Source organism: Mesorhizobium sp. M7A.F.Ca.US.006.01.1.1 (assembly GCF_003997935.1).
Lineage (GTDB): Bacteria > Pseudomonadota > Alphaproteobacteria > Rhizobiales > Rhizobiaceae > Mesorhizobium.
Genome location: NZ_RZQL01000134.1, coordinates 1 through 19,582 on the forward strand (window position 1 = coordinate 1; position 19,582 = coordinate 19,582).

A 19,582-nucleotide genomic window follows, 5' to 3' on the forward strand; every position below is an offset into this window, starting at 1 on the left:
GACGTATGCCTGGCGAGACAAACGCCTGAGGTGCAATAGAATGGCGATCCCGGCGGTAGCTCAACGGCATCCGCGACGTCGAATTGCCCGTCGCCCTTGTCGAACACCTCCGGAACGACGATGGTTTCGGATGTCAGCGCGCGCTTCCAGTTGTCGACAGTGAATTCGTTCGGCCGTGCGCGGCTGACCGCGAGCTCGCCACCGCCGATCGGCAAGGCAACCAGTCGGGCGTCCTCCGAGATCAGCACGTCCGGCGTGCGCGTATCCGAGACGGTCAACAGGCCGGCAATCGCGAACGGAAGAGCCACAAGCCGCAGCCATGTCGTCGCCATCGTCGCGATGACCAAGGCAATCGCCACCAGCAGGACTGACTGCTGCGAAATCAATCCGACCCCATCGACCGGCGAACGCTCGGAAATCCATCCGGACATGGCGATCATCGCCGTCAGGCCCTTGCTCATCACATAGAGAAAGGGTCCATCGGCGCCGAATGGCATTGCCAGCGCGCTGAGCACGGCGAAAGGCATGACAACCAGTGACACGATCGGCATGATGGCAAGGTTGGCGAACAGGCTGAGCGGCGACACACGTTGAAAATGCCAGATGGCAAACAGCGCCGTGGCGCTGCCGGCGATGATGGATGTCATGGCTAAGCCGCCCGCCGCCATCATGAATTTTCGCGTCAGGAACCCGGGCAAGGATCGCTTTGGCGGCGGCGGTCTGGCTTTCCCGGCGCGATGATCCGACCAGCCGGCATAGGCGCCGACAAGCGCTGCGGTTGCGGCGAACGACATCTGAAAACTCGGGCCGACCACCTCGTGCGGCGACACCACGATGACGGCGATCGCCGAGATCGCCAGATTGCGCATGGTGAGTGCTGCTCGATCGCACAGCACGGCAATCAGCATCACTGCCAGCATGATGAAGCTGCGCTCGGCGGCGACGACGACTCCAGAGATGATGAGATAGGCCGCGATCGAGAACAATGCGGCGGCAGCGGCATACTTCTTGACCGGGCGACGCGCGGAAAAGTCGGGAAACAAGGCGAAGGCGCCGCGCAGTAATCCCATGATGGTGCCGGCGACCAGCGCCATGTGCAGTCCCGAAATGGAGATGATGTGGTAGATGCCGGTACGTCGCATCGCCTCATTGATGTCATCGGGAATGCCGGCGCGCACGCCGACGATGAGCGCCGCGGCGATCTCGCCTTCGGCGCCGCCGACGCTCGCTCTGATATGGTCGGCGATGCCTTCACGGGCATTTTCCACGCTAAAGGAAATTCGGGCCGACAGCGGCATCTCGCCATCGTCGCTGACGACAAGCTTTGGATTGCCGAGAAAGAACCCGCTGCCGCCGATGCCGGCAAAATAGCTGTCGAAGGAAAAATCATAGCTGTCCGGCCGCACCGGCCCGGTCGGCGGCAAAAGCTTGGCATACCCAGTCATGAGCGAGCCGGCGGTCACGTCAGCCGGGATCTTGCGTGCCGAAAGCCGCACCCGTTCCGGCGCATAGCGCAGTTTCGGCCGGGCGGTCGAGGTCACGTCGATGGTCAGCCGGATACGACCGCTCTCCATACGGTCGAGCGAAACGACGCGGCCGGTCACCTGCGTCGAGATTTCCGAACCGAGCATCTGCGTTCCCGCCCTCCATGTCTCGACCTTTGCAGCGAGCAGGCCGAGCGCGCACAAAAGTGCGGCCATGGCGCACAGATGGGTCTTTGGCCATGAACGCGAGACCAGCGCACAGATCCCCGTCAGAATGACAACCGCGACAGGTCTCGCAAAGTCGGGCTCCGCCGCCAGCGAAAAATAGCCGATCGCTCCGATCGCCAGGCAGACCGGCACCAGCAGGAAGGCCACGCCCCGGTCGAGTTCCAGGCTCGCCGCCATGTTCACGCTGTGGCGCAGGCGAGGCAGTGATGTCAGGCCGATCTGCCGGCGCACGCGCACGATCCTGCCGGTTTCGGCAACAGGAACAGAGGCGGCGACATCCGCTTGCAAGGGCGCCTTGCCGGGATCCGGCACGAGGGGCGACGGCGGCGGCAATGAGGCTGGCAGAGGCGCAAACAGGGACCGTTCGCTGACGCCCATGGCAGCGTCCTCGCCCTGATCCGAGCCCCAGCCTCGTCCAGCCATCGGGTCTGCCCCTTGCGCCCTCGACACCCTATGCTACATGAACGCCGGGCGCGCGAAAGTCCGCGCAACCGCACCCCGCTTCAGATGGTTTCCGAGAGTTCCATGTCCGACAAGGTCGTCACCCGTTTTGCCCCCTCGCCCACCGGCTATTTGCACATAGGCGGCGCGCGCACGGCGCTGTTCAACTGGCTGTATGCGAAGCACACCGGCGGCACGATGCTGCTGCGCATCGAGGACACCGACCGCGAACGCTCCAATGAAGCCGCGACGGCTGCCATCCTCGACGGGCTTACCTGGCTCGGCCTGAGCTGGGACGGCGAGCCGGTGTCGCAGTTCGAGCGTGCGCCGCGCCACCGTGAGGTGGCGGAGGAGCTCGTGCGCATGGGCAAGGCCTATTATTGCTACGCGACGCCAGCCGAACTGGAGGCGATGCGCGAGGCCGCCAGAGCCAAGGGCCTGCCGCCCCGCTACGATGGCCGCTGGCGCGACCGCGACCCCTCTGAGGCGCCCGCAGGCGCCAAGGGCGCCATCCGCATCAAGGCACCGACCGAAGGCGAGACCATCGTTCACGACCATGTCCAGGGCGAGGTGCGCTTTCCCAACAAGGACCTCGACGATTTCATCATCCTGCGTTCGGACGGTAACCCGACCTACATGCATGCCGTCGTCGTCGACGATCATGACATGGCGGTCACCCATATCATCCGTGGTGACGATCATCTGACCAACGCCGCCCGGCAGACCGTGATCTACGACGCCATGGGCTGGGCCGTTCCATCCATGTCGCATATCCCGCTGATCCATGGCGCCGACGGCGCCAAGCTGTCGAAGCGGCACGGCGCGCTTGGCGTCGAGGCCTATCGCGCCATGGGCTACCTGCCGGAGGCGCTGCTCAACTACCTGGCGCGCCTCGGCTGGAGCCATGGCGACGACGAGATCATGTCGATCAAGGACATGATCTCCTGGTTCGATATCGGCGACGTCAACAGGGGCGCGGCGCGCTTCGACTTCGCCAAACTGGAGGCGATCAACGGCGCGCATATGCGCCGCATGAGCGATGCCGAACTGTTCGACATCTTCATCGCCACCCTGCCCTATCTCGAAGGTGGCCCGGCGATGGCCACACGCCTGAACGACAGCACCAAGGCGCAGTTGCTGGCAGCGCTTCCGGGCCTGAAGGAGCGCGCCAAGACGCTGGTTGAGCTCGTCGACGGCGCGGCTTTCCTGTTTGCCACGCGACCGCTGCCGATCGACGACAAGGCGGCCCTTCTGCTCACCGCAGATGCCCGCAAGATCCTGCGCAGTGCTCACGAAGCTTTGAACGGGCTTGCGGGTGACTGGACAGCCGCATCGGCGGAGGCGGTGATCCGCGAGGTGGCAGCGGCCGGCAGCCACAAGCTCGGCGCCGTGGCCCAGCCTCTGCGCGCCGCTTTGACCGGCAAAAGCACCTCGCCGGGCGTGTTCGATGTGCTCGCCGTGCTCGGCCGCGAGGAAAGCCTGGCGCGCATCTCAGATCAAATCGATTAGGAGCAAACTGGCCCAAGAAGATTGGCATTGAAAGGCGGGTTTCGCAGTGCAACATTAGGCCTTGGCCCAATCTGGCACGCACCTCCTGAAATGCGGTGGCGAATACGCGCATTGCGGTGATTTTCGACGTGTCGCTCTGCAGAATTTTGCCTTTGCCGGCATGAGGAAACAAGAAGGAGTTTGCAATGACCGAAGCTGCGAAAAAACTGGATTTGGGCGGCAAGACCCAGGAGGCAACGGCAACGCTTGCATTCGCCGGCAAGACCCATGAATTCAAGGTGCGAAGTGGTTCGGTCGGGCCTGATGTCATCGACATCGCCTCGCTCTACTCTACCACCGGCGCTTTCACCTACGATCCCGGCTTCACCTCGACGGCAAGCTGCGAATCCGAAATCACCTTCATCGACGGCGACGCCGGCATCCTGTTGCACCGCGGCTATCCGATCGACCAGTTGGCCGAACATGGCGACTTCCTCGAGGTCTGCTATCTCCTGCTCTACGGTGAATTGCCGACCAAGGCGCAGAAGGACGATTTCGACTACCGCGTGACGCGCCACACCATGGTGCATGAGCAGATGTCGCGCTTTTTCACCGGCTTCCGCCGCGACGCGCATCCGATGGCGGTGATGTGCGGCGTGGTCGGCGCGCTGTCGGCCTTCTACCACGACTCCACCGACATCTCCGACCCCTACCAGCGCATGGTTGCCTCCATGCGGCTGATCGCCAAGATGCCGACGATCGCGGCGATGGCCTACAAATACCACATCGGCCAGCCCTTCATTTACCCGAAGAACGAGCTGAACTTTGCCGCCAACTTCCTGCATATGTGCTTTGCCGTGCCGTGCGAGGAATACAAGATCAACCCGGTGCTGGCGCGCGCCATGGAGCGCATCTTCATTTTGCACGCCGATCACGAGCAGAATGCCTCGACCTCGACCGTTCGCCTCGCCGGCTCGTCGGGCGCCAATCCGTTTGCGTGCATCGCCGCCGGCATAGCCTGTCTGTGGGGACCCGCGCATGGCGGCGCCAATGAAGCGGCGCTCAACATGCTTGGCGAGATCGGCCATGTCGATCACATCCCCGAATTCATCGCCCGCGCCAAGGACAAGGACGACCCGTTCCGCTTGATGGGCTTCGGCCACCGCGTCTACAAGAACTACGATCCGCGCGCCAAGATCATGCAGAAGACGGCACACGAGGTTTTGGGCGAGCTCGGCATCAAGGACGATCCGCTGCTCGACATCGCCATGGAGCTGGAAAAGATCGCGCTGACCGATTCCTATTTCATCGAGAAGAAGCTCTACCCGAATGTCGACTTCTATTCCGGCATTACGCTGAAGGCGCTGGGCTTCCCCACCACCATGTTCACCGTGCTGTTCGCGGTCGCCCGCACCGTCGGCTGGATCGCGCAGTGGAAAGAGATGATCGAGGATCCGCGCCAGAAGATTGGCCGTCCGCGCCAGCTCTATACCGGTGCGCCCGAGCGTGATTACGTGCCGATCGCCAAGCGGTGATCGAGGCTGTCTGGACTGAAAAAAGGCGCCCTCAGGGCGCTTTTTTTATGTGACGAAGCACAACGCCTGCCGCTATCTCGCCGGCAGGCTTGTCGGTCGCCATACGCCGCGTGATCTCTGCAAAGCCTTGCTTCTGCCAGGCACGCATGCCGCTGTCGGCGAACAGCGCCTCCAATTGCCGGGCAAGATTGTTTGGCTTGATATAGCCGTCGTAGAATTCGGGAATAAGCGCTCGGTCCGATATCAGATTGGGCAGCAGCGCCGACCAGACGGACACGAGGTAAGGCGCCAAGATGCGCGCGACCGGGTCGAGCCTGTAGCAGGAGACCATCGGCACACCGCCCAGCGCCAGTTCCAGCGATACCGTCCCGGACGCGATCAGCGCCGCATCGGCCTTGCCGAAAGCCTGCCATTTGCGCTGGGAATCGACGATGATCTCAGGCTTTTCATCCCAGCGGTTAACGGAAGATTTGACGAGGTCGGCGACATGCGGGACGGTCGGCAGCAGCAGCCGCAAGCGGTGGCCGCGCGCGCGCAGGATCGACACCGTCTCGCCGAACGGGTCGAGCAGCCGCCGTACCTCGCTACGCCGCGAACCGGGCAGGACGAGCAAGGTTTTGACCCGATCAGGAGAAAGGTCGCGCGGCAACTCCTGCGCCTTGGCTGCAGCGAGCAAGCCCGCATCGTGTGTCAGGCGATGCCCAACATAGGTGCCCGGTGGCCCGCCGAGCCGCTCCAACTCCTTCACCTCGAAAGGCAGGATGCAGAGGATATGGTCGACATAGGGCTTCATCGCCACCGCCCGGCCCGGTCGCCACGCCCAGACGCTCGGGCAGACATAGTGGATGATGGGGATCGACGGATTGGCCGCCCGCACCTTTTTGGCGACGCGCAACGAAAAGTCCGGACTGTCGATGGTGACGAGGCAGTCCGGCTTTTCGTCCACAACGGTTCTGGCCAGCTGGCTGATCCGCCGCATCAGGCGCGGCAGGTCGCGCAGGATGGCACTAAAACCCATGAGGGCGATCTCGCCGGCATCGAATGGCGATGTCAGTCCCAGCGCCTGCAGATGGCGGCCGCCGAGGCCGACGAGCTGTACCTCGCGCCCGGTAGCCTGCTTGAGTGAGCGCACGATGTCGGCGCCGAGCAGATCGCCGGACTCCTCGCCGGCAACGATCGCGATTTTCAATGCCCTGTCAGCCATTGTGCGGCTCCGTCGCAGCAGGCAGGCCAATGACGAACAGGCCGAGTGCGTTGGCGCGCGCGATGGTTTCGGGGCCTTCGAGAACCAGCGAACGTCCCGCTTCCACGGCAATGCCGGCAAGCCCGGCCGCGTGCGCGGCTTCGACAGTTTGCGGGCCGATGGAAGGAAGATCCGCGCGCAGCTCCTGACCGGGCTTGGCGCACTTGACCAGCACGCCGCGGGTCTTGCCCGCAATACGGCCGTGGCCGCGCAAAAGCTTTGCCCGATCAAGCAGTCCGGCCGTTCCCTCGATGCCTTCCAGCGCGATCGTTCGACCGCCGATCGCGATCGCTGCCTGGCCGATGTCCAGCGCCCCGATGGCCTTTGCCGCGGCAAGGCCTGCCTCGATGTCACGCCAGTCCGATTTTTGTGGCGCGGCTTTGGTCAGGATGCCTTCGACGGCGACAAGGCTCGGCACGATTTCATGCGCCCCGACAACTTTTATTCCACGGGCTTCGAGGCCCTTCGCCAAGACCTTCAGCAGGCCATCGTCGCCCCGCGCGAGCGCCATGACGACCAGCGGAATTACCGCGAGCAGGCTGAGACTGGGGCGCAGCGCAAGCAATCGCGGCCGACGCTTGATCTCGCCTGCAAGCACCAGATGGGTGATCCGGTGCCGCCGCAGCAATGGGACCAGCGAGCCGATCCCTTCCAGGGCGAGGCTTTCATGATCGTATCGGGAAAGCTCCGCGATGCGGTCGACCTCTCCTTCCATCAGGATGACGAAGGGCGGATAACCTTGTTCAGCCGAACCGGCCGCGACTTCGACCGGCAGACTGCCGCCGCCGGCAATGATGCCGACCCTGGAGCCCGGCGGAGGATCAAGACGCGCTGCCGCTGCCTCAGTCTTCGTCATCGACATCGTCGCCATCGCCGCCCTTGAGCGACGGCACAGCATAGTGCCGCTTGCCGCGACTGGTGATGAAATCGATGATCTTCATGGTGGTCGGCGACGACGCGAACTCCGCCTTGGCGAACTCGATGTTCTCGCCAACGGTGCGGGAACGATCGAAGATCATCCTGTAAGCCTTGCGCAGCACAAGGATTTCGGACCTCGGCAGGCCGGAGCGCTTGAGGCCGATGATGTTGAGACCGCGCAGGCTGGCGCGGTTGCCGACCGCGATGGCAAAGGGGATGACATCGCCGACGATCGCGGAGCAACCGCCCAGAAAGGCGTTGTCGCCGATGCGGACAAACTGATGCACTGCGGTCAGGCCGCCGATATAGACATTGTTGCCGACCTCGCAGTGGCCGCCCAGCGTTGCGCCATTGGCGAACGTCGCATTGTTGCCGACGACGCAATCATGGGCGATATGGGCGTAGGCAAGGAAATTGCCGTTGTCGCCGACCGTCGTCTCGCCACGGCTGGAATCGGTACCGAGATGCATCGTCACGCCTTCGCGGATCGTGCAGTTCCTGCCGATGACCAGGGTGGTTCGGCCCCCCTTGTGCTTGGTGTTCTGCGGCGGCGCGCCCAATGTCGCCATCGGGTAGACCTTGGTGGAGGCGCCGATTGACGTCGCGCCCATCACCGAGACATGACTGACCAGTTCGACGTCGTCGCCAATCACCACATCGGCGCCGACATGGCAGAACGGCCCGATGCGCGCACCTTGGCCGATTTGGGCGCCTTCCTCGACAACGGAGGAAGCATGGATGGATGTCTTGATTTTCATAAGCACTCGATCGTCAGTCGCTGGTGACCATCATGGCTGAAATCTCGGCCTCGGCCGCCTTGGCCCCGTCGACCATGGCTTCACAAGCGAATTTGAGCAGGTTGCCGCGTTTCTTGATTTTCTTGACATAGATCTTCAACTGGTCGCCGGGAACGACCGGTTTGCGGAATTTGGCGTTGTCGATGGTCAGGAAATAGACCAGCGACGGCTTTTCGGTGCCAAGGCTGCGGATACAGATGGCGCCGGCCGTCTGCGCCATCGCCTCAACGATGAGCACACCCGGCATGACCGGCTGCTCAGGGAAATGGCCCTGAAAATGCGGCTCGTTTATGGTCACGTTCTTGATGCCGACGGCGGATTCGTCGCCATCGATGTCGACGATACGATCGATCATCAGGAAGGGATAGCGGTGCGGCAGGAGCTTCATCAGCCCCATGATGTCGACCGCTTCCAGCGTCGTCGACGCGATCATGTCAGCCATTGCCTCCCTCGCCCTGTTTGCGGGTCCTGGCGAGCTTGCGCAGCATGGCTATCTCCCGCATGGCTTCCGCCATCGGCTGTGCCGGATAACCGCCCCAGATCTCGCCTGCAGGGACATTGCTCATAAATCCACTTCTGGCGGCAAGCTTGGCCCCTGTCCCTATGGTCAGGTGATCCGCAAGCCCGACGCCGCCGCCCATGGTGACATTGTCACCCACGACCACAGAACCCGAAATACCCGAAAGCCCGGCTATTATGCAATTGCGACCGATGCGGACGTTATGGGCGATCTGCACGAGATTGTCGATCTTGGTGCCTTGGCCGATGATCGTATCGGACATGGCGCCGCGATCGACGGTGGTGTTGGAGCCGATCTCGACGTCGTCCTGGATAATGACACGGCCGATCTGCGGCACGCGCTCAGGACCCTTGGCCCCGCCGACGAACCCAAAACCATCCTGGCCTATCCTGGCGCCGCCATGAATGATGACGCGATTGCCGATCAAGGCATACTGGATGCTGACGCCTGGACCGACATAGCCGTCGCGGCCGATCTGGCAGGATTGTCCGATGACCGCATTTGGGGCGATGACAGTACCGCTGCCGATCGAAGCACCCGGCCCAATAACCGCGCCGGCCTCGATGACGGCACCGGCTTCGACATGCGCGGTCGCGTCGACATGAGCGTGCGGCGAGACGCCGGTTTCACTGGTCATCGGCCCTGGTGTCGCCGCCCTCGGAAACAGCAGACGTCCGATCAGCGCGAAGGCCTGTTGCGGACGCGGATGAATGAGAACAGCAACGCTTGCCGGCGCCTTGCCGGCAAATTCCGCCGGGCACAGGACCGCGGCTGCCCGCAGCGACGGCATCAGCGCGGAATTACGCTTGCCGTCGACAAAGACGAGCGCATTCTCGCCGCCCTCACTGGCCGGCGCGAGTGCTTCGATCGAAATATCGGAGTGGCCGGAATCGACGAGCACCGAGCCGGTCAGATTCGCGACTTCGCCCGCCGTATACCGGCGTGATGGCGCGAAGAACACCGGATCGGTCATTCCAGAAGCTATATCCAGCTAGGTCGGAACATTTCTCCCGGACCCTGAAGACCCGGGAGCATCGTTGGCCGCCGATCAGAAGCGGGTCGATATGCCGAAGTTGAATTCCTGCACGTCGTCGCGCGCTTCCTTCTTGACCGGGATCGCATAGTCGATACGAATCGGACCGAACGGCGACGCCCACATCAGGCCGACGCCGACCGAGGCACGCAGCTGCATGTCCGTTGACTCCTGAGCGACGCTTGTAACCTGGCTGCCATAGAGAGTGGCCGCGTCAGCAAACACAGCACCGCGAAGGCCGAAGCTTTCCGGAACGACAGGCAGCGGGAACTGAGCCTCAGCAGAGGCATTGAAGTAGGTCGTGCCGCCGAGATGGTCACCCGTGAGCGGATCCACAGGCCCGATACCGCCATAGGCGAAGCCACGGATCATGCGGTCGGTGCTCTGGAACTGATCGAAGATGCGCAAACCGCCATCGCCATAACCCTCGACATGACCGGCGCCGCCCGAAATAAGGCCGACAAGATCAAGCGACTCGGACAACGTCTGATAGACGCTGCCGCGTCCCGTGATCTTCACGAACTTGGCATCACCGCCGAGACCGGCCACTTCGACGGTCGTGTTGGCATAGATACCCTCATGCGGGTTCTTCATGTCATCGATGGTATTGTAAACCAGTCCCAGGCTGACCGACGACTTGATCCACGGACTTTCCGCTATGCCATTCAGGATGGCCGTTGAAATGGTGCAGTTGGGGCCATCAGGATCCCCAGGACTGGTGGGGCCGCAACCATCGTCAACTTCATATTTTTCCTGCGAGATGTTGTACGCCAACTGAGTCGTGATGCTGTCGGTGATCGGCAGGCCGAAACGGATCGTCGCACCCGTGGTATCACTGTCGTAGTTGTTGTCGTACTCCCGCGTCGACTTATAGATATCGAAGCCGGCGGCGATGCGCCGTCCGAGGAAATAAGGCTCAGTGAAGGACAGGCTGTAGTCGCGCGAATTCTTGCCGCCGCCCGCAGACACCTTGATGAACTGGCCGCGACCGAGGAAGTTGCGCTCGGTCACCGATCCTTCGACCGACGGACCGGCCGTGTCGCCACCGGTCGAATAACCAGCGCCCACCGAGAACTCGCCGGTCGACTTCTCAACCACATCGACCACCAGAACGACCTGGTCGGGCTGCGATCCCGGCACGGTCGAGATGTCGACTTTCTCAAAGTAATTCAAGTTTTCCAGGCGCTTCTTCGCGCGCTGGATGAGCACCTGGTTGAAGGCATCGCCTTCGCTGACGTCGAACTCGCGGCGAATGACATAGTCACGCGTGCGATCGTTGCCGCGGATCTCGATGCGCTCGATATAGGCCTTGGTGCCCTGGTCGATCGTATAGACCACCGAAATGGTGTGGTTCTCGAAATTGCGGTCGCCGCGCGGCGTGACCTGCGCGAAGGCATAGCCGGAACCGGCCACCTTCTCGGTCAGCGCGATGATGGAATCCTCGACGTTCTTGGCGTTGTAGACGTCACCCTTGTGGGTCTCGATCACCGACTCCAGCGACTTGCCGTCGACTTCCGGGATCGTGCTCTCGACGCTGACATCGCCGAACGTGTAGCGGTCGCCTTCCTGGACGGTGATGGTGACCGTGTACTTGTTCGTCGCGCTGTCGAGCTCGCCGACGGCGGACACGACCTGGAAGTCGGCATAGCCGTGATTGTAGTAGAAGCGGCGCAGCAGCTCCTGGTCCGCGCGCAGCTTGTCATCGTCATAGACGTCGTCGCGCAGGACAAAGGAAAGCCAGGACGAGCGCTTGGTGTTGATGATATCCGACAGGCGACGGCTGGAATAGGCGCTGTTGCCGACGAAATTGATCGCCGCGATCTGCGTGCGATCGCCTTCGGCAATGTTGAAGACCACATTCACGCGGTTGTCGCCGAGCTGCATGACCTGCGTGGTCACGGTCACGTCGTCACGACCAATGCGCTTGTAGGCAGCCTTGACCGATTCCACGTCGGCATCGAGCGTCGCCTGCGAGAACGTTCCGCGCGGCTTCAGTTGCACCGCCGCCGCAAGCGCATTGTCCTTGAGCTTCTTGTTGTTCTGGAACAGCACCTGGTTGACAACCTGGTACTCGGCAACCTTGACCACCAGCGTCGAGCCGACCTGGTTGATCTGCACATCCGAAAACAGGCCTGTGCCGAACAGTGCCTTGACCGCACCGTCGATATCGGAACTGGAGAAAGCCTTGCCCGGCTTGATGGTGATGTAATTGCGGATGGTCTCAGCGTCGATACGCTGGTTGCCGCTCACTTCGACTCTGCTGACGACAGCGGCTTCAGCCGCCGATGTGGCAACGAACTGCACTGCGAGCGCGCCTGGCACGACCATGGCCGCGGACAGGGTCACCGCGGACGCGGCGCTTAGAAACTTGGATGCTGCCTTCATCGGGCTTAATAACCTTTTCTCGTAGTCCCCACGGCGAGAAAACCGGACGTGCGGTAATTTCCCCTACCGTATTAACCGGATTTTCCCTACACGCAAGGCTTCTGGTTAATTTGTATTTACTTAACCCTGCGGCGTGGCTTTCGCGTCACTCATATCCCCTTGCATGGTAAACGGCGTCTCAACATCGTCCATGCGGAAGCCAAATTTCTTCATGATTTCAGCACCCAAACAGATCGTTCCAAAAAACGAACCCCATGAAGCACAGCACCAGAAGCAACCCGGCCCGATAGGCCATTTCCATCATCCGTTCCGACACCGGACGGCGAATGACAGCCTCCACCCCGTAGAACAAGAGGTGACCGCCGTCGAGGGGGGGAATCGGCAAAAGGTTCAGAATTCCGATGCCAACGGATAGCAGTGCAACCAGCTGCACGAGCCATTCGAATCCCAGTTTCGCAGCCCTGCCCGCCATATCGGCGATCTTCACCGGACCGCCCAGCTGACATTTGTCTTCGCGCCCGACAACAAAGCGCTGCAGGAACTGGCCGGTGCGCTGGATGACGTGACCGGTTTCCTCGACCGCCGCCGCGACCGCCCCGACCGGCGTGTAGGTGATGAGCCTCGGCTGGCCGAGTTCCTTGTTGTTGACGACACCGATCACGGCGACCTTGACCTTGTTGCCGAGCGCGTCTTCCTGCTCCATCAGCCGCGGCGCCGCGGTCACAGTGACCTCCTGGCCGTCGCGCAGCATGACGAAGGTGATTGCGTCGTCGGCACGGCCCGAGACCAGGCGTTGGACGTCGCCAAAGGTTTCGACTTTGTTGCCGTCGACGCTGACGAATCGATCGCCGGGAAGGATGCCGGCCTTCGCCGCCGGGCTGTCGGCGGTCACCTCGGCCACCATGGGCTCGGCGACATAGCGGCCATAGGCGGTGAACAGCACGGAAAAGACAACGATCGTCAGCAGGAAATTGAACAGCGGTCCGGCCACCACCGTTGCGGCGCGCTTCCAGATCGGCTGTGTGTGGAATGCGACCTTGCGCTCTTCCTCGGTCAGCGTTTCAATTTCTTCCGACGTGGGCTGGCTCGATGTGGCGTTCATGTCGCCAACGAATTTGACATAGCCGCCAAGCGGTATCGCACACAGTTTCCAGCGCGTGCCGTGGCTGTCGTTGAAGCCGAAGAGTTCCGGTCCGAAGCCGATCGAGAAGGCCCTGACGCCGATGCCGCACCAGCGCCCGACCAGGTAATGGCCCATTTCGTGGACGAACACGACCACGGTCAGCACGAAGAGGAATGGCACCAGCGTGCCGAGGACAAAGCCTTCTGTGCTGAAAAGCGCGTGAAGAATCTCGTTCAAGACAAACCCTCAAATTCTTCCACGGCGCAGACTGCGCCGTGACTGTGACACCAATCCGGGCGAATCCAAGGCGCATCGCGCAAAGGACCTGAAATGACACCACTCAAACGGGAAACAGACCCTGCGCCGGATGATCGGCGTTCGCCGAGATCCAGCCGATGACGTATAGGGCGAATGCCGCTGCGACAAGCCCATCGACACGATCCATGACGCCGCCGTGGCCCGGGATGAGCGCGCCTGAGTCCTTGCGGCCATGGCGGCGCTTGACCCAGGATTCAAACAGGTCGCCTGCCTGCGAGACAATCGACAGCACGAGCGCCACCAGGCCGAGCAATGCCAGATTGCCGACGCCGGCAGCTACGGCGAGGATCAGCCCGGCGACGACGCCGCCGAGCGCGCCGCCAAGCGCGCCGCTGCGCGTCTTGCCAGGTGAGATAGAGGGCGCCAGTTTCGGCCCCCCAACGGCACAGCCAACGAAATAAGCAAGGATATCGGTGGCCCACACGACCGCGAACAGGAACAGGATGGCAATGAGGCCTGAACGATCGCCATCGCGCAGCAAGGCGAGCGACAGGCCTGAAACCGCGGCATAGGCAAGGCCGCTCGCATCCCATTGTCCGGTCTTGCGAACCGAGGCGGCTATCGCCGTTGCGGCAACAATGGCCGCCACAAGCGGCAGCAGCCAGGAGGCGGCCAGGCCGCCGATCAAGGCGCCGATGAAGATAACCAGCAATGCTTCCGGCAGGAAGCCCAGGCCCGTGGCCCCGGTCGGGCGCGACATGCGGGTCCATTCATAGAAGATCGCCGCCGATATTACGGCGCACAGCAGCCGGAACGGCAGACCGCCGATCCAGGTCAAGCCGAGAGTGATGATGGCGAGCACGATCGCCGAAACGACACGCAGCTGGAGATTGCTCATCCCGCGGCCGGTCGCGAAGCGACGTCCTGGCCTCCAAGTCCGCCGAAACGGCGTTCGCGGCCAGCAAACTCACGCAAAGCTTCCGCAAGGTGCTCGCGGCTGAAGTCGGGCCAATAGCAAGGCAGGAAGACGAGTTCGCTATAGGCGGCTTGCCACAGAAGGAAGTTCGACAACCGAAGCTCGCCGCTGGTGCGGATGACGAGTTCCGGGTCGGGAATGCCTTGCGTATCAAGCGCGCCGGCAAAGCTTTCGGCTGATATCGCCTCGGCGTCGAGTTCGCCACGCGCCACGGCCGCCGCAAGCTTTTGCGCCGTGCGAACGATTTCGTCGCGGCCGCCATAGTTGAAGGCGATCACCAGCGTCAGCGATTCGTTTGCGGCCGTCAGCGTTTCGGCCTCGTCGAGCAGTCCCCTGATATCGGGCTGCAGCCCTGCCCGGTCACCGATGATTCTAACCCGCACACCGCTCTGGTGCAGTTCGGCAAGGTCACGGCGGATGAACATTTTCAAGAGGCCCATCAGGTCGCTGACCTCGGACTTCGGCCGCGACCAGTTCTCCGACGAGAAAGCATAGACGGTCAGGTAGGAGATGCCGAGCCCGGGTGCCGCGCGCACCGTCTTGCGCAGCGCCTCGACACCGGCACGGTGGCCCGCAAGGCGGGGCATGCCACGCGCCTTGGCCCAGCGTCCGTTTCCGTCCATGATGATCGCGACATGCGCGGGCGTTGCCATGTTCTCGCTTTCGGGTCAGCCGCTGGCCAAGACCCTAAACCTGCATGATTTCAGCTTCCTTATCGGAAAGCAGGTGGTCGATGGTGCTGATCGTCTCGTCGGTAAGTTTCTGGACCTGGTCCGAGCGCTTGCGCTGATCGTCTTCGCTGATATCGCCGTCCTTCTCCGCCTTCTTCAGGAAGTCCATGCCGTCGCGGCGCACATGGCGCGCGGCGACACGGGCGTTCTCGGCGTAGGTGTGCGAGATCTTGACCAGTTCCTTGCGGCGCTGTTCGTTGAGTTCGGGAAGCGGAATCCTGAGGTTGGTGCCGTCTACGATCGGGTTGAACCCCAAATTGGATTCGCGGATCGCACGGTCGACCGCGCCAACCATCGACTTGTCCCATACCGATACCGAGATCATGCGCGGCTCCGGCACCGAGACGTTGGCGACCTGGTTGATCGGCATGGTGGTGCCATAGGCCTGCACCTGGATCGCATCGAGCAGATTGCTGGAGGCGCGGCCGGTTCGCAGCGAGGCCAGATCATGCTTGAACGCGGCGATAGCCCCATCCATGCGCCGCTTGAGATCGTCGTACTCACCACTCATCTTTATCTCCTCGACCCGTCTAATGCGGGCTCACTGCTTCGGGGCCGTCTTCGAATCGGACTTTCGAAAACCGGCTTCCCTTGTCGGGTCAGGCCGCCGATCAATCGTCCGCGACGACCGTGCAGCGGCCGCCGCCCCTCAGAATATCGCCGAAACCACCTTTTTCGTGGATCGAATAGACGATTATCGGAATGTTGTTTTCGCGCGCAAGTGCAATCGCTGCGGTATCCATGATGGAAAGGCCGCGATTTATGACTTCGCCGTGGCTGATGCGCTCGAAACGCGTCGCACTCGGGTCCTTTTTCGGGTCCGCCGAGTAGACGCCGTCGACCTGAGTGCCCTTGAACAGCGCGTCGGCGCCGATTTCAGCGGCGCGGAGGGCGGCGGCCGAATCAGTGGTGAAGAACGGATTGCCGGTGCCGCCGGCAAAGATCACCACCTTGCCCTGGTTCATGTAGGCGGTCGCCTGGCGCTGCGAAAAGCTCTCGCACAGTTCGGGCATGGCGATCGCCGAAAGCACCACGGCGTCGACGCCGATCTTGTTCAACGACGTGCGCAGCGCCAACGAATTGATCACCGTGGCCAGCATGCCCATGTGGTCGCCGGTGACACGGTCGCCGCCCTTGGAGGCAACGGCCACGCCGCGAAAAATGTTGCCACCGCCGATGACAACGCCGACCTCGATGCCCAATGCACGCGCCTCGGCGATGTCGCCGGCGATGCGATCCACTACTGAAACGTCGATGCCGAAATGCTGCTCGCCCATCAATGCTTCGCCCGACGCTTTCAGCAAGACACGTCGGTAGAGGGGCTTCACCGTCATCTGGGCCTCGTCATTTTGCGTGTGGCGCGCTCCAGGTGGCTACCCTCGCGCAGGTGCCGCCTCGAAACAATGGCGTTCCGATACACGAAGGGCGCCGCGATGTCACGCGGCGCCCAAACGGCAAATTCGCCGGTTTCCTGTCCCATCAATCAATTGGTGGACACGCTGGCCGACTCTCCTTCGATGAGCACCGGTGACGCGTAGTTGGAGGGCTTGTCGCCGGTTGTCGCGCCGCCGGTAACGCGCGCCTGTATCTGCGAGCCGAAATAGGAATAGGGAAACGGCGCTGGAGTTGTGCTGGCTCTCTCCAGCCGGTCGCGATGCGCTTTCGGAATCTCGAAATCCAGCGCGCCAAGATTGTCATGCATTTGGCTGAGCGTCGTCGCACCGAGGATGACGGTTGCGATCCCCGGCTGCGTCGCCACCCAGTTGAGCGCGACCTGAGGCATGCTGCGGCCGATCTCGGATGCGACCTTCTCGAGTTCGGCCACGATAGCCCAGTTGCGTTGCGTGAACTTTTGGAAACCTGGATGCGTCGAGTTGCGAAATCCGTCGAGCCGGCCCGTGTTTCCGGCCTGAGCCGGCCGATACTTGCCGCTCAGCAGTCCGCTAGCCAGCGGGCTCCACACCATGATGCCGGCGCCATGGCGCGTGCCGAATGGCACGAACTCATTCTCGATCGCGCGTTCGGCCAACGAATATTCGAGCTGCAGCGCCGAAACCGGCTCATATCCGCGGAATTCGGCGATCGCCTGTGCGCGGCCCGCATACCAGGCGGGCACATCGGACAGGCCGACATGGCGCACCTTGCCCATCCGAACCAGGTCGTCCAGCGTGCGCATGACCTCTTCAGCCGGGGTCAGCTTGTCCCAGACATGCATGAGATAAAGATCGATATAATCGGTGCCCAACCGCTTCAGTGAAGCATCGATGGCCCGCATGATGTTCTTGCGGCCGTTGCCGCCAGCATTCGGATTGCCGGGCTGCATGTTCATGGTGAATTTGCTGGCGATCACCGCCGTGTCGCGCAGCCCGCGCTCGGCGATGAATTCACCAAGCCAGGCTTCGGCCGTGCCGTCTGTGTAGAGATCCGCCGTGTCGAACAAATTGCCGCCTGCCTCGACATAGGCGTCGAAAATCGCCCGCGCCGTGTCCCTGTCGGCTCCCCAGCTCCATTCCTTGCCGAAAGTCATCGTGCCCAGCGCCAGCCGGCTGACCCTGAGGCCGCTGTTGCCGAGAGTGTAATAGGTCATGGTCATGATCGTCTTCCAATGCTTGGTGATGGATGCCCGGAACGTCACTGGCCCGGGGTCGTCTTGACCCAGGGATTGCCGCGCTCATGTGTCATGCGGAACGTGAAGCCATCGACCTTCCAGCCACCGGCGGAACGCGTCAGGTGATGCCCATAGGTGCCCCAGACCTCCCAGAGCGGGTCGCCATTTCCTTCCATCCGGTTCCAGGCATAGCCGTTCGACAGGACAGTCGCCGTGTCCGCGTCGAGAACGACCTGGTGATTGGTGCGCAGATGCAGGCTTGTCTTGCTGCCCTTGAGGTTGGCCACCCAGGCGCCGATCAGATCGTCGGAGGCGATGTTGGCCGCCGGCTGTCCTGAGAGACTGCTGAAATCGGCGGTGACCCGATCCGCGAAATAGCTGCGTGCAAGTTTCCAGTCCTGGGCGTCGACGGCCCGGTCGATGGCATCGGCAATGCGAATGACCGCGCGTTCGTCTGCGATGGCCTGCCAGTCGGATGGTTCCGCCCCGCCGGCGTCCATCGGCGCCAACGCCATGCCTGCGGCGAAAGTTACCTGCCTTAACGCATTCATGTCTCGTCTCCTCGATGCCATCGGCCGATCGCCGATGTGTTGACGACAATGTGGACCGCAGCCTTGGCATCGATAAGATTGCATTGTTCGCAAAGACTATGCGATATCATTCATGAATGGATCGCGATCTACTGAGCCATCTCCCTGTCGTGGTCGCCGTTGCCCGGCGCGGCGGCTTCGCGCTTGCGGCTGCCGAACTCGGCATGAGCCCTTCGGCGGTCAGCCATGCGGTGCGCATTGGCGAAGAGCGGATCGGCCAGCCCTTGTTCGCCCGCACGACGCGCAGCGTTTCGCTCACCGAGGCCGGCAAGGCGCTGGTGGAAACGGCGGCTCCGGCCCTCCAGGATATTGCCGAGCGGATGGACCGCATCCGCAGCGTCAAAGGCAGGCCGTCTGGCCTGCTCAGGATCAACGCCTCCAACATCGCGATGCCATTGGCGGTGACGCCGGTGGTCGCGGCGATGGCCGAGCGCTATCCGGAGGTTACGGTTGAGGTCTTCGCTGACCAGGGCCTGGTCGATATTGTCGGCGAAGGCTTCGATGCCGGCATCCGGCTTGGCGAGATGATCGCCCAGGACATGGTCGCGGTCCGGCTGACGCCGCCATTCTCCGTCGTCATCGTCGCCTCGCCCGCTTACATCGGAAGGCACGGCCGTCCCGGCAGCGTTGCCGATTTGGCGAACCACAATTGTATTGGCTACCGGCTCGTCCGCTCCGGTGCGCTCTATCGCTGGGATCTGATTGAGGATGGCAAAGACATCGCCATGGAGACGCGGGGCAGCGTTGTCGTGACGGATTCGCTCGCGGCAATCGATCTTGCGCTAGCAGGCGTCGGGCTTGCCTATATGTTCGAGCCGCTGGCGCGCGCCGATCTTGCCGCGGGCCGCCTCGTCCAGGTGCTGCCGCAGACGGCGATCGAGGAACCGGGGCTGTTCCTCTATTTCCCGCGCCGGGCGGCGATGGCGCCGAAGCTCAGGGCCTTTATCGACACCGCACAAGAAATCGGCCGGGCCTCCTTGCGGACACCCGGCCGAGTTGCCTGAGTTCGTAAGCCCTGGAAAGGGCTATTTCTTGACCGCAGCCGCGACTTCCGCGGCGAAATCGGTCTCTTCCTTTTCAATGCCCTCGCCCAGCGCAAAGCGCAGATAGGCGGAGATCTTGGCCGGAGCGCCGATTTCCTTCTCGGCATCCTTCAGTGCCTGCTCGACAGTGATGTCGGGATTGAGCACGAAGGCCTGCTTCAGGAGCACGACTTCCTCATAG

The 19,582-nt window shown here is 62.4% G+C and carries 17 protein-coding genes and 1 pseudogene; 3 read left to right on the forward strand and 15 right to left on the reverse strand.

The annotated features are described in order from the left end of the window. Positions 1–2,135: ComEC/Rec2 family competence protein (locus tag EN943_RS22220; protein ID WP_164778315.1), on the reverse strand; the 2,135-nt coding region annotated here is incomplete at its 3' end. Positions 2,136–2,237: 102 nt separating this feature from the next. Here EN943_RS22220 and gltX point away from each other — a divergent pair. Both gltX and gltA read left to right on the forward strand, forming a co-directional pair. Continuing rightward, the gene (gene gltX, locus EN943_RS22225) at positions 2,238–3,662 is read left to right on the forward strand and encodes a glutamate--tRNA ligase (protein ID WP_127414658.1); all 1,425 of its coding nucleotides are present in this window, start codon (positions 2,238–2,240) and stop codon (positions 3,660–3,662) included. A 185-nt stretch (positions 3,663–3,847) separates the two neighbouring features. Beyond that, positions 3,848–5,176, forward strand: coding sequence for a citrate synthase (gene gltA / locus EN943_RS22230; protein WP_127414659.1), 1,329 nt, complete (start codon positions 3,848–3,850; stop codon positions 5,174–5,176). Positions 5,177–5,207: 31 nt separating this feature from the next. Here gltA and lpxB read toward each other — a convergent pair whose 3' ends face one another. The 13 genes from lpxB to EN943_RS22295 form a co-directional block, all read right to left on the reverse strand. Further along, positions 5,208–6,380, reverse strand: a complete 1,173-nt coding sequence (gene lpxB, locus EN943_RS22235; RefSeq protein ID WP_127414660.1) for a lipid-A-disaccharide synthase — start codon at positions 6,378–6,380, stop codon at positions 5,208–5,210. Beyond that, the gene (locus EN943_RS22240; protein WP_127414661.1) at positions 6,373–7,290 is read right to left on the reverse strand and encodes an LpxI family protein; all 918 of its coding nucleotides are present in this window, start codon (positions 7,288–7,290) and stop codon (positions 6,373–6,375) included. Before EN943_RS22240 ends, lpxB begins: the two co-directional genes overlap by 8 nt. Next, the gene (gene lpxA, locus EN943_RS22245) at positions 7,262–8,095 is read right to left on the reverse strand and encodes an acyl-ACP--UDP-N-acetylglucosamine O-acyltransferase (protein ID WP_127414662.1); all 834 of its coding nucleotides are present in this window, start codon (positions 8,093–8,095) and stop codon (positions 7,262–7,264) included. The genes EN943_RS22240 and lpxA overlap by 29 nt, the downstream gene beginning before the upstream one ends. Before the next feature lie 13 nt (positions 8,096–8,108). Then, positions 8,109–8,576 carry a 3-hydroxyacyl-ACP dehydratase FabZ gene (gene fabZ, locus EN943_RS22250; RefSeq protein WP_027036657.1) on the reverse strand — a complete coding sequence of 156 codons (468 nt, stop codon included), beginning with the start codon at positions 8,574–8,576 and terminating at the stop codon, positions 8,109–8,111. Beyond that, on the reverse strand, positions 8,569–9,627 hold the full coding sequence (lpxD, locus tag EN943_RS22255; RefSeq protein ID WP_127414663.1) for a UDP-3-O-(3-hydroxymyristoyl)glucosamine N-acyltransferase: 1,059 nt from the start codon (positions 9,625–9,627) through the stop codon (positions 8,569–8,571). Before lpxD ends, fabZ begins: the two co-directional genes overlap by 8 nt. Before the next feature lie 75 nt (positions 9,628–9,702). Next, entirely contained in the window at positions 9,703–12,072 is a 2,370-nt protein-coding gene (gene bamA / locus EN943_RS22260) for an outer membrane protein assembly factor BamA (RefSeq protein WP_127414664.1), read from the reverse strand. A gap of 217 nt (positions 12,073–12,289) precedes the next feature. Further along, a complete protein-coding gene (rseP, locus tag EN943_RS22265; RefSeq protein WP_023812928.1) occupies positions 12,290–13,432 on the reverse strand; it encodes an RIP metalloprotease RseP in 1,143 nt (380 codons plus the stop codon). 103 nt (positions 13,433–13,535) lie between these two features. Continuing rightward, complete coding sequence (locus tag EN943_RS22270; protein WP_127414665.1) at positions 13,536–14,351, reverse strand: phosphatidate cytidylyltransferase; 816 nt, start codon at positions 14,349–14,351, stop codon at positions 13,536–13,538. After that, positions 14,348–15,082, reverse strand: coding sequence for an isoprenyl transferase (locus EN943_RS22275; protein ID WP_027036662.1), 735 nt, complete (start codon positions 15,080–15,082; stop codon positions 14,348–14,350). Before EN943_RS22275 ends, EN943_RS22270 begins: the two co-directional genes overlap by 4 nt. A 34-nt stretch (positions 15,083–15,116) precedes the next feature. Continuing rightward, a complete protein-coding gene (gene frr / locus EN943_RS22280; RefSeq protein ID WP_013531759.1) occupies positions 15,117–15,671 on the reverse strand; it encodes a ribosome recycling factor in 555 nt (184 codons plus the stop codon). Between the two features lie 100 nt (positions 15,672–15,771). Next, positions 15,772–16,494 (reverse strand): UMP kinase, encoded by a 723-nt coding sequence (pyrH, locus tag EN943_RS22285; RefSeq protein WP_027161554.1) that lies wholly within the window; start codon positions 16,492–16,494, stop codon positions 15,772–15,774. Positions 16,495–16,643: 149 nt separating this feature from the next. Further along, positions 16,644–17,753, reverse strand: coding sequence for an aldo/keto reductase (locus EN943_RS22290; RefSeq protein WP_127414666.1), 1,110 nt, complete (start codon positions 17,751–17,753; stop codon positions 16,644–16,646). A 38-nt stretch (positions 17,754–17,791) separates the two neighbouring features. Continuing rightward, complete coding sequence (locus tag EN943_RS22295) at positions 17,792–18,319, reverse strand: nuclear transport factor 2 family protein (protein ID WP_127414667.1); 528 nt, start codon at positions 18,317–18,319, stop codon at positions 17,792–17,794. A 116-nt stretch (positions 18,320–18,435) separates the two neighbouring features. Here EN943_RS22295 and EN943_RS22300 point away from each other — a divergent pair, with 116 nt between their 5' ends. Beyond that, positions 18,436–19,362, forward strand: a complete 927-nt coding sequence (locus EN943_RS22300; RefSeq protein WP_127414668.1) for a LysR family transcriptional regulator — start codon at positions 18,436–18,438, stop codon at positions 19,360–19,362. Positions 19,363–19,383: 21 nt separating this feature from the next. On the opposite strand, the pseudogene EN943_RS22305 reads toward EN943_RS22300, so the two are convergent. Then, a pseudogene (locus EN943_RS22305) lies at positions 19,384–19,582 on the reverse strand (elongation factor Ts); the annotation flags it as partial.

Bases quoted from the DNA above. Each gene is read 5' to 3' on its own strand.
- gltX (WP_127414658.1), top strand. From the start codon at position 2,238: ATGTCCGACAAGGTCGTCACCCGTTTTGCCCCCTCGCCCACCGGCTAT.
- gltA (WP_127414659.1), top strand. From the start codon at position 3,848: ATGACCGAAGCTGCGAAAAAACTGGATTTGGGCGGCAAGACCCAGGAG.
- lpxB (WP_127414660.1), bottom strand. From the start codon at position 6,380: ATGGCTGACAGGGCATTGAAAATCGCGATCGTTGCCGGCGAGGAGTCC.
- EN943_RS22240 (WP_127414661.1), bottom strand. From the start codon at position 7,290: ATGGCGACGATGTCGATGACGAAGACTGAGGCAGCGGCAGCGCGTCTT.
- lpxA (WP_127414662.1), bottom strand. From the start codon at position 8,095: ATGAAAATCAAGACATCCATCCATGCTTCCTCCGTTGTCGAGGAAGGC.
- fabZ (WP_027036657.1), bottom strand. From the start codon at position 8,576: ATGGCTGACATGATCGCGTCGACGACGCTGGAAGCGGTCGACATCATG.
- lpxD (WP_127414663.1), bottom strand. From the start codon at position 9,627: ATGACCGATCCGGTGTTCTTCGCGCCATCACGCCGGTATACGGCGGGC.
- bamA (WP_127414664.1), bottom strand. From the start codon at position 12,072: ATGAAGGCAGCATCCAAGTTTCTAAGCGCCGCGTCCGCGGTGACCCTG.
- EN943_RS22270 (WP_127414665.1), bottom strand. From the start codon at position 14,351: ATGAGCAATCTCCAGCTGCGTGTCGTTTCGGCGATCGTGCTCGCCATC.
- EN943_RS22275 (WP_027036662.1), bottom strand. From the start codon at position 15,082: ATGGCAACGCCCGCGCATGTCGCGATCATCATGGACGGAAACGGACGC.
- frr (WP_013531759.1), bottom strand. From the start codon at position 15,671: ATGAGTGGTGAGTACGACGATCTCAAGCGGCGCATGGATGGGGCTATC.
- pyrH (WP_027161554.1), bottom strand. From the start codon at position 16,494: ATGACGGTGAAGCCCCTCTACCGACGTGTCTTGCTGAAAGCGTCGGGC.
- EN943_RS22290 (WP_127414666.1), bottom strand. From the start codon at position 17,753: ATGACCATGACCTATTACACTCTCGGCAACAGCGGCCTCAGGGTCAGC.
- EN943_RS22295 (WP_127414667.1), bottom strand. From the start codon at position 18,319: ATGAATGCGTTAAGGCAGGTAACTTTCGCCGCAGGCATGGCGTTGGCG.
- EN943_RS22300 (WP_127414668.1), top strand. From the start codon at position 18,436: ATGGATCGCGATCTACTGAGCCATCTCCCTGTCGTGGTCGCCGTTGCC.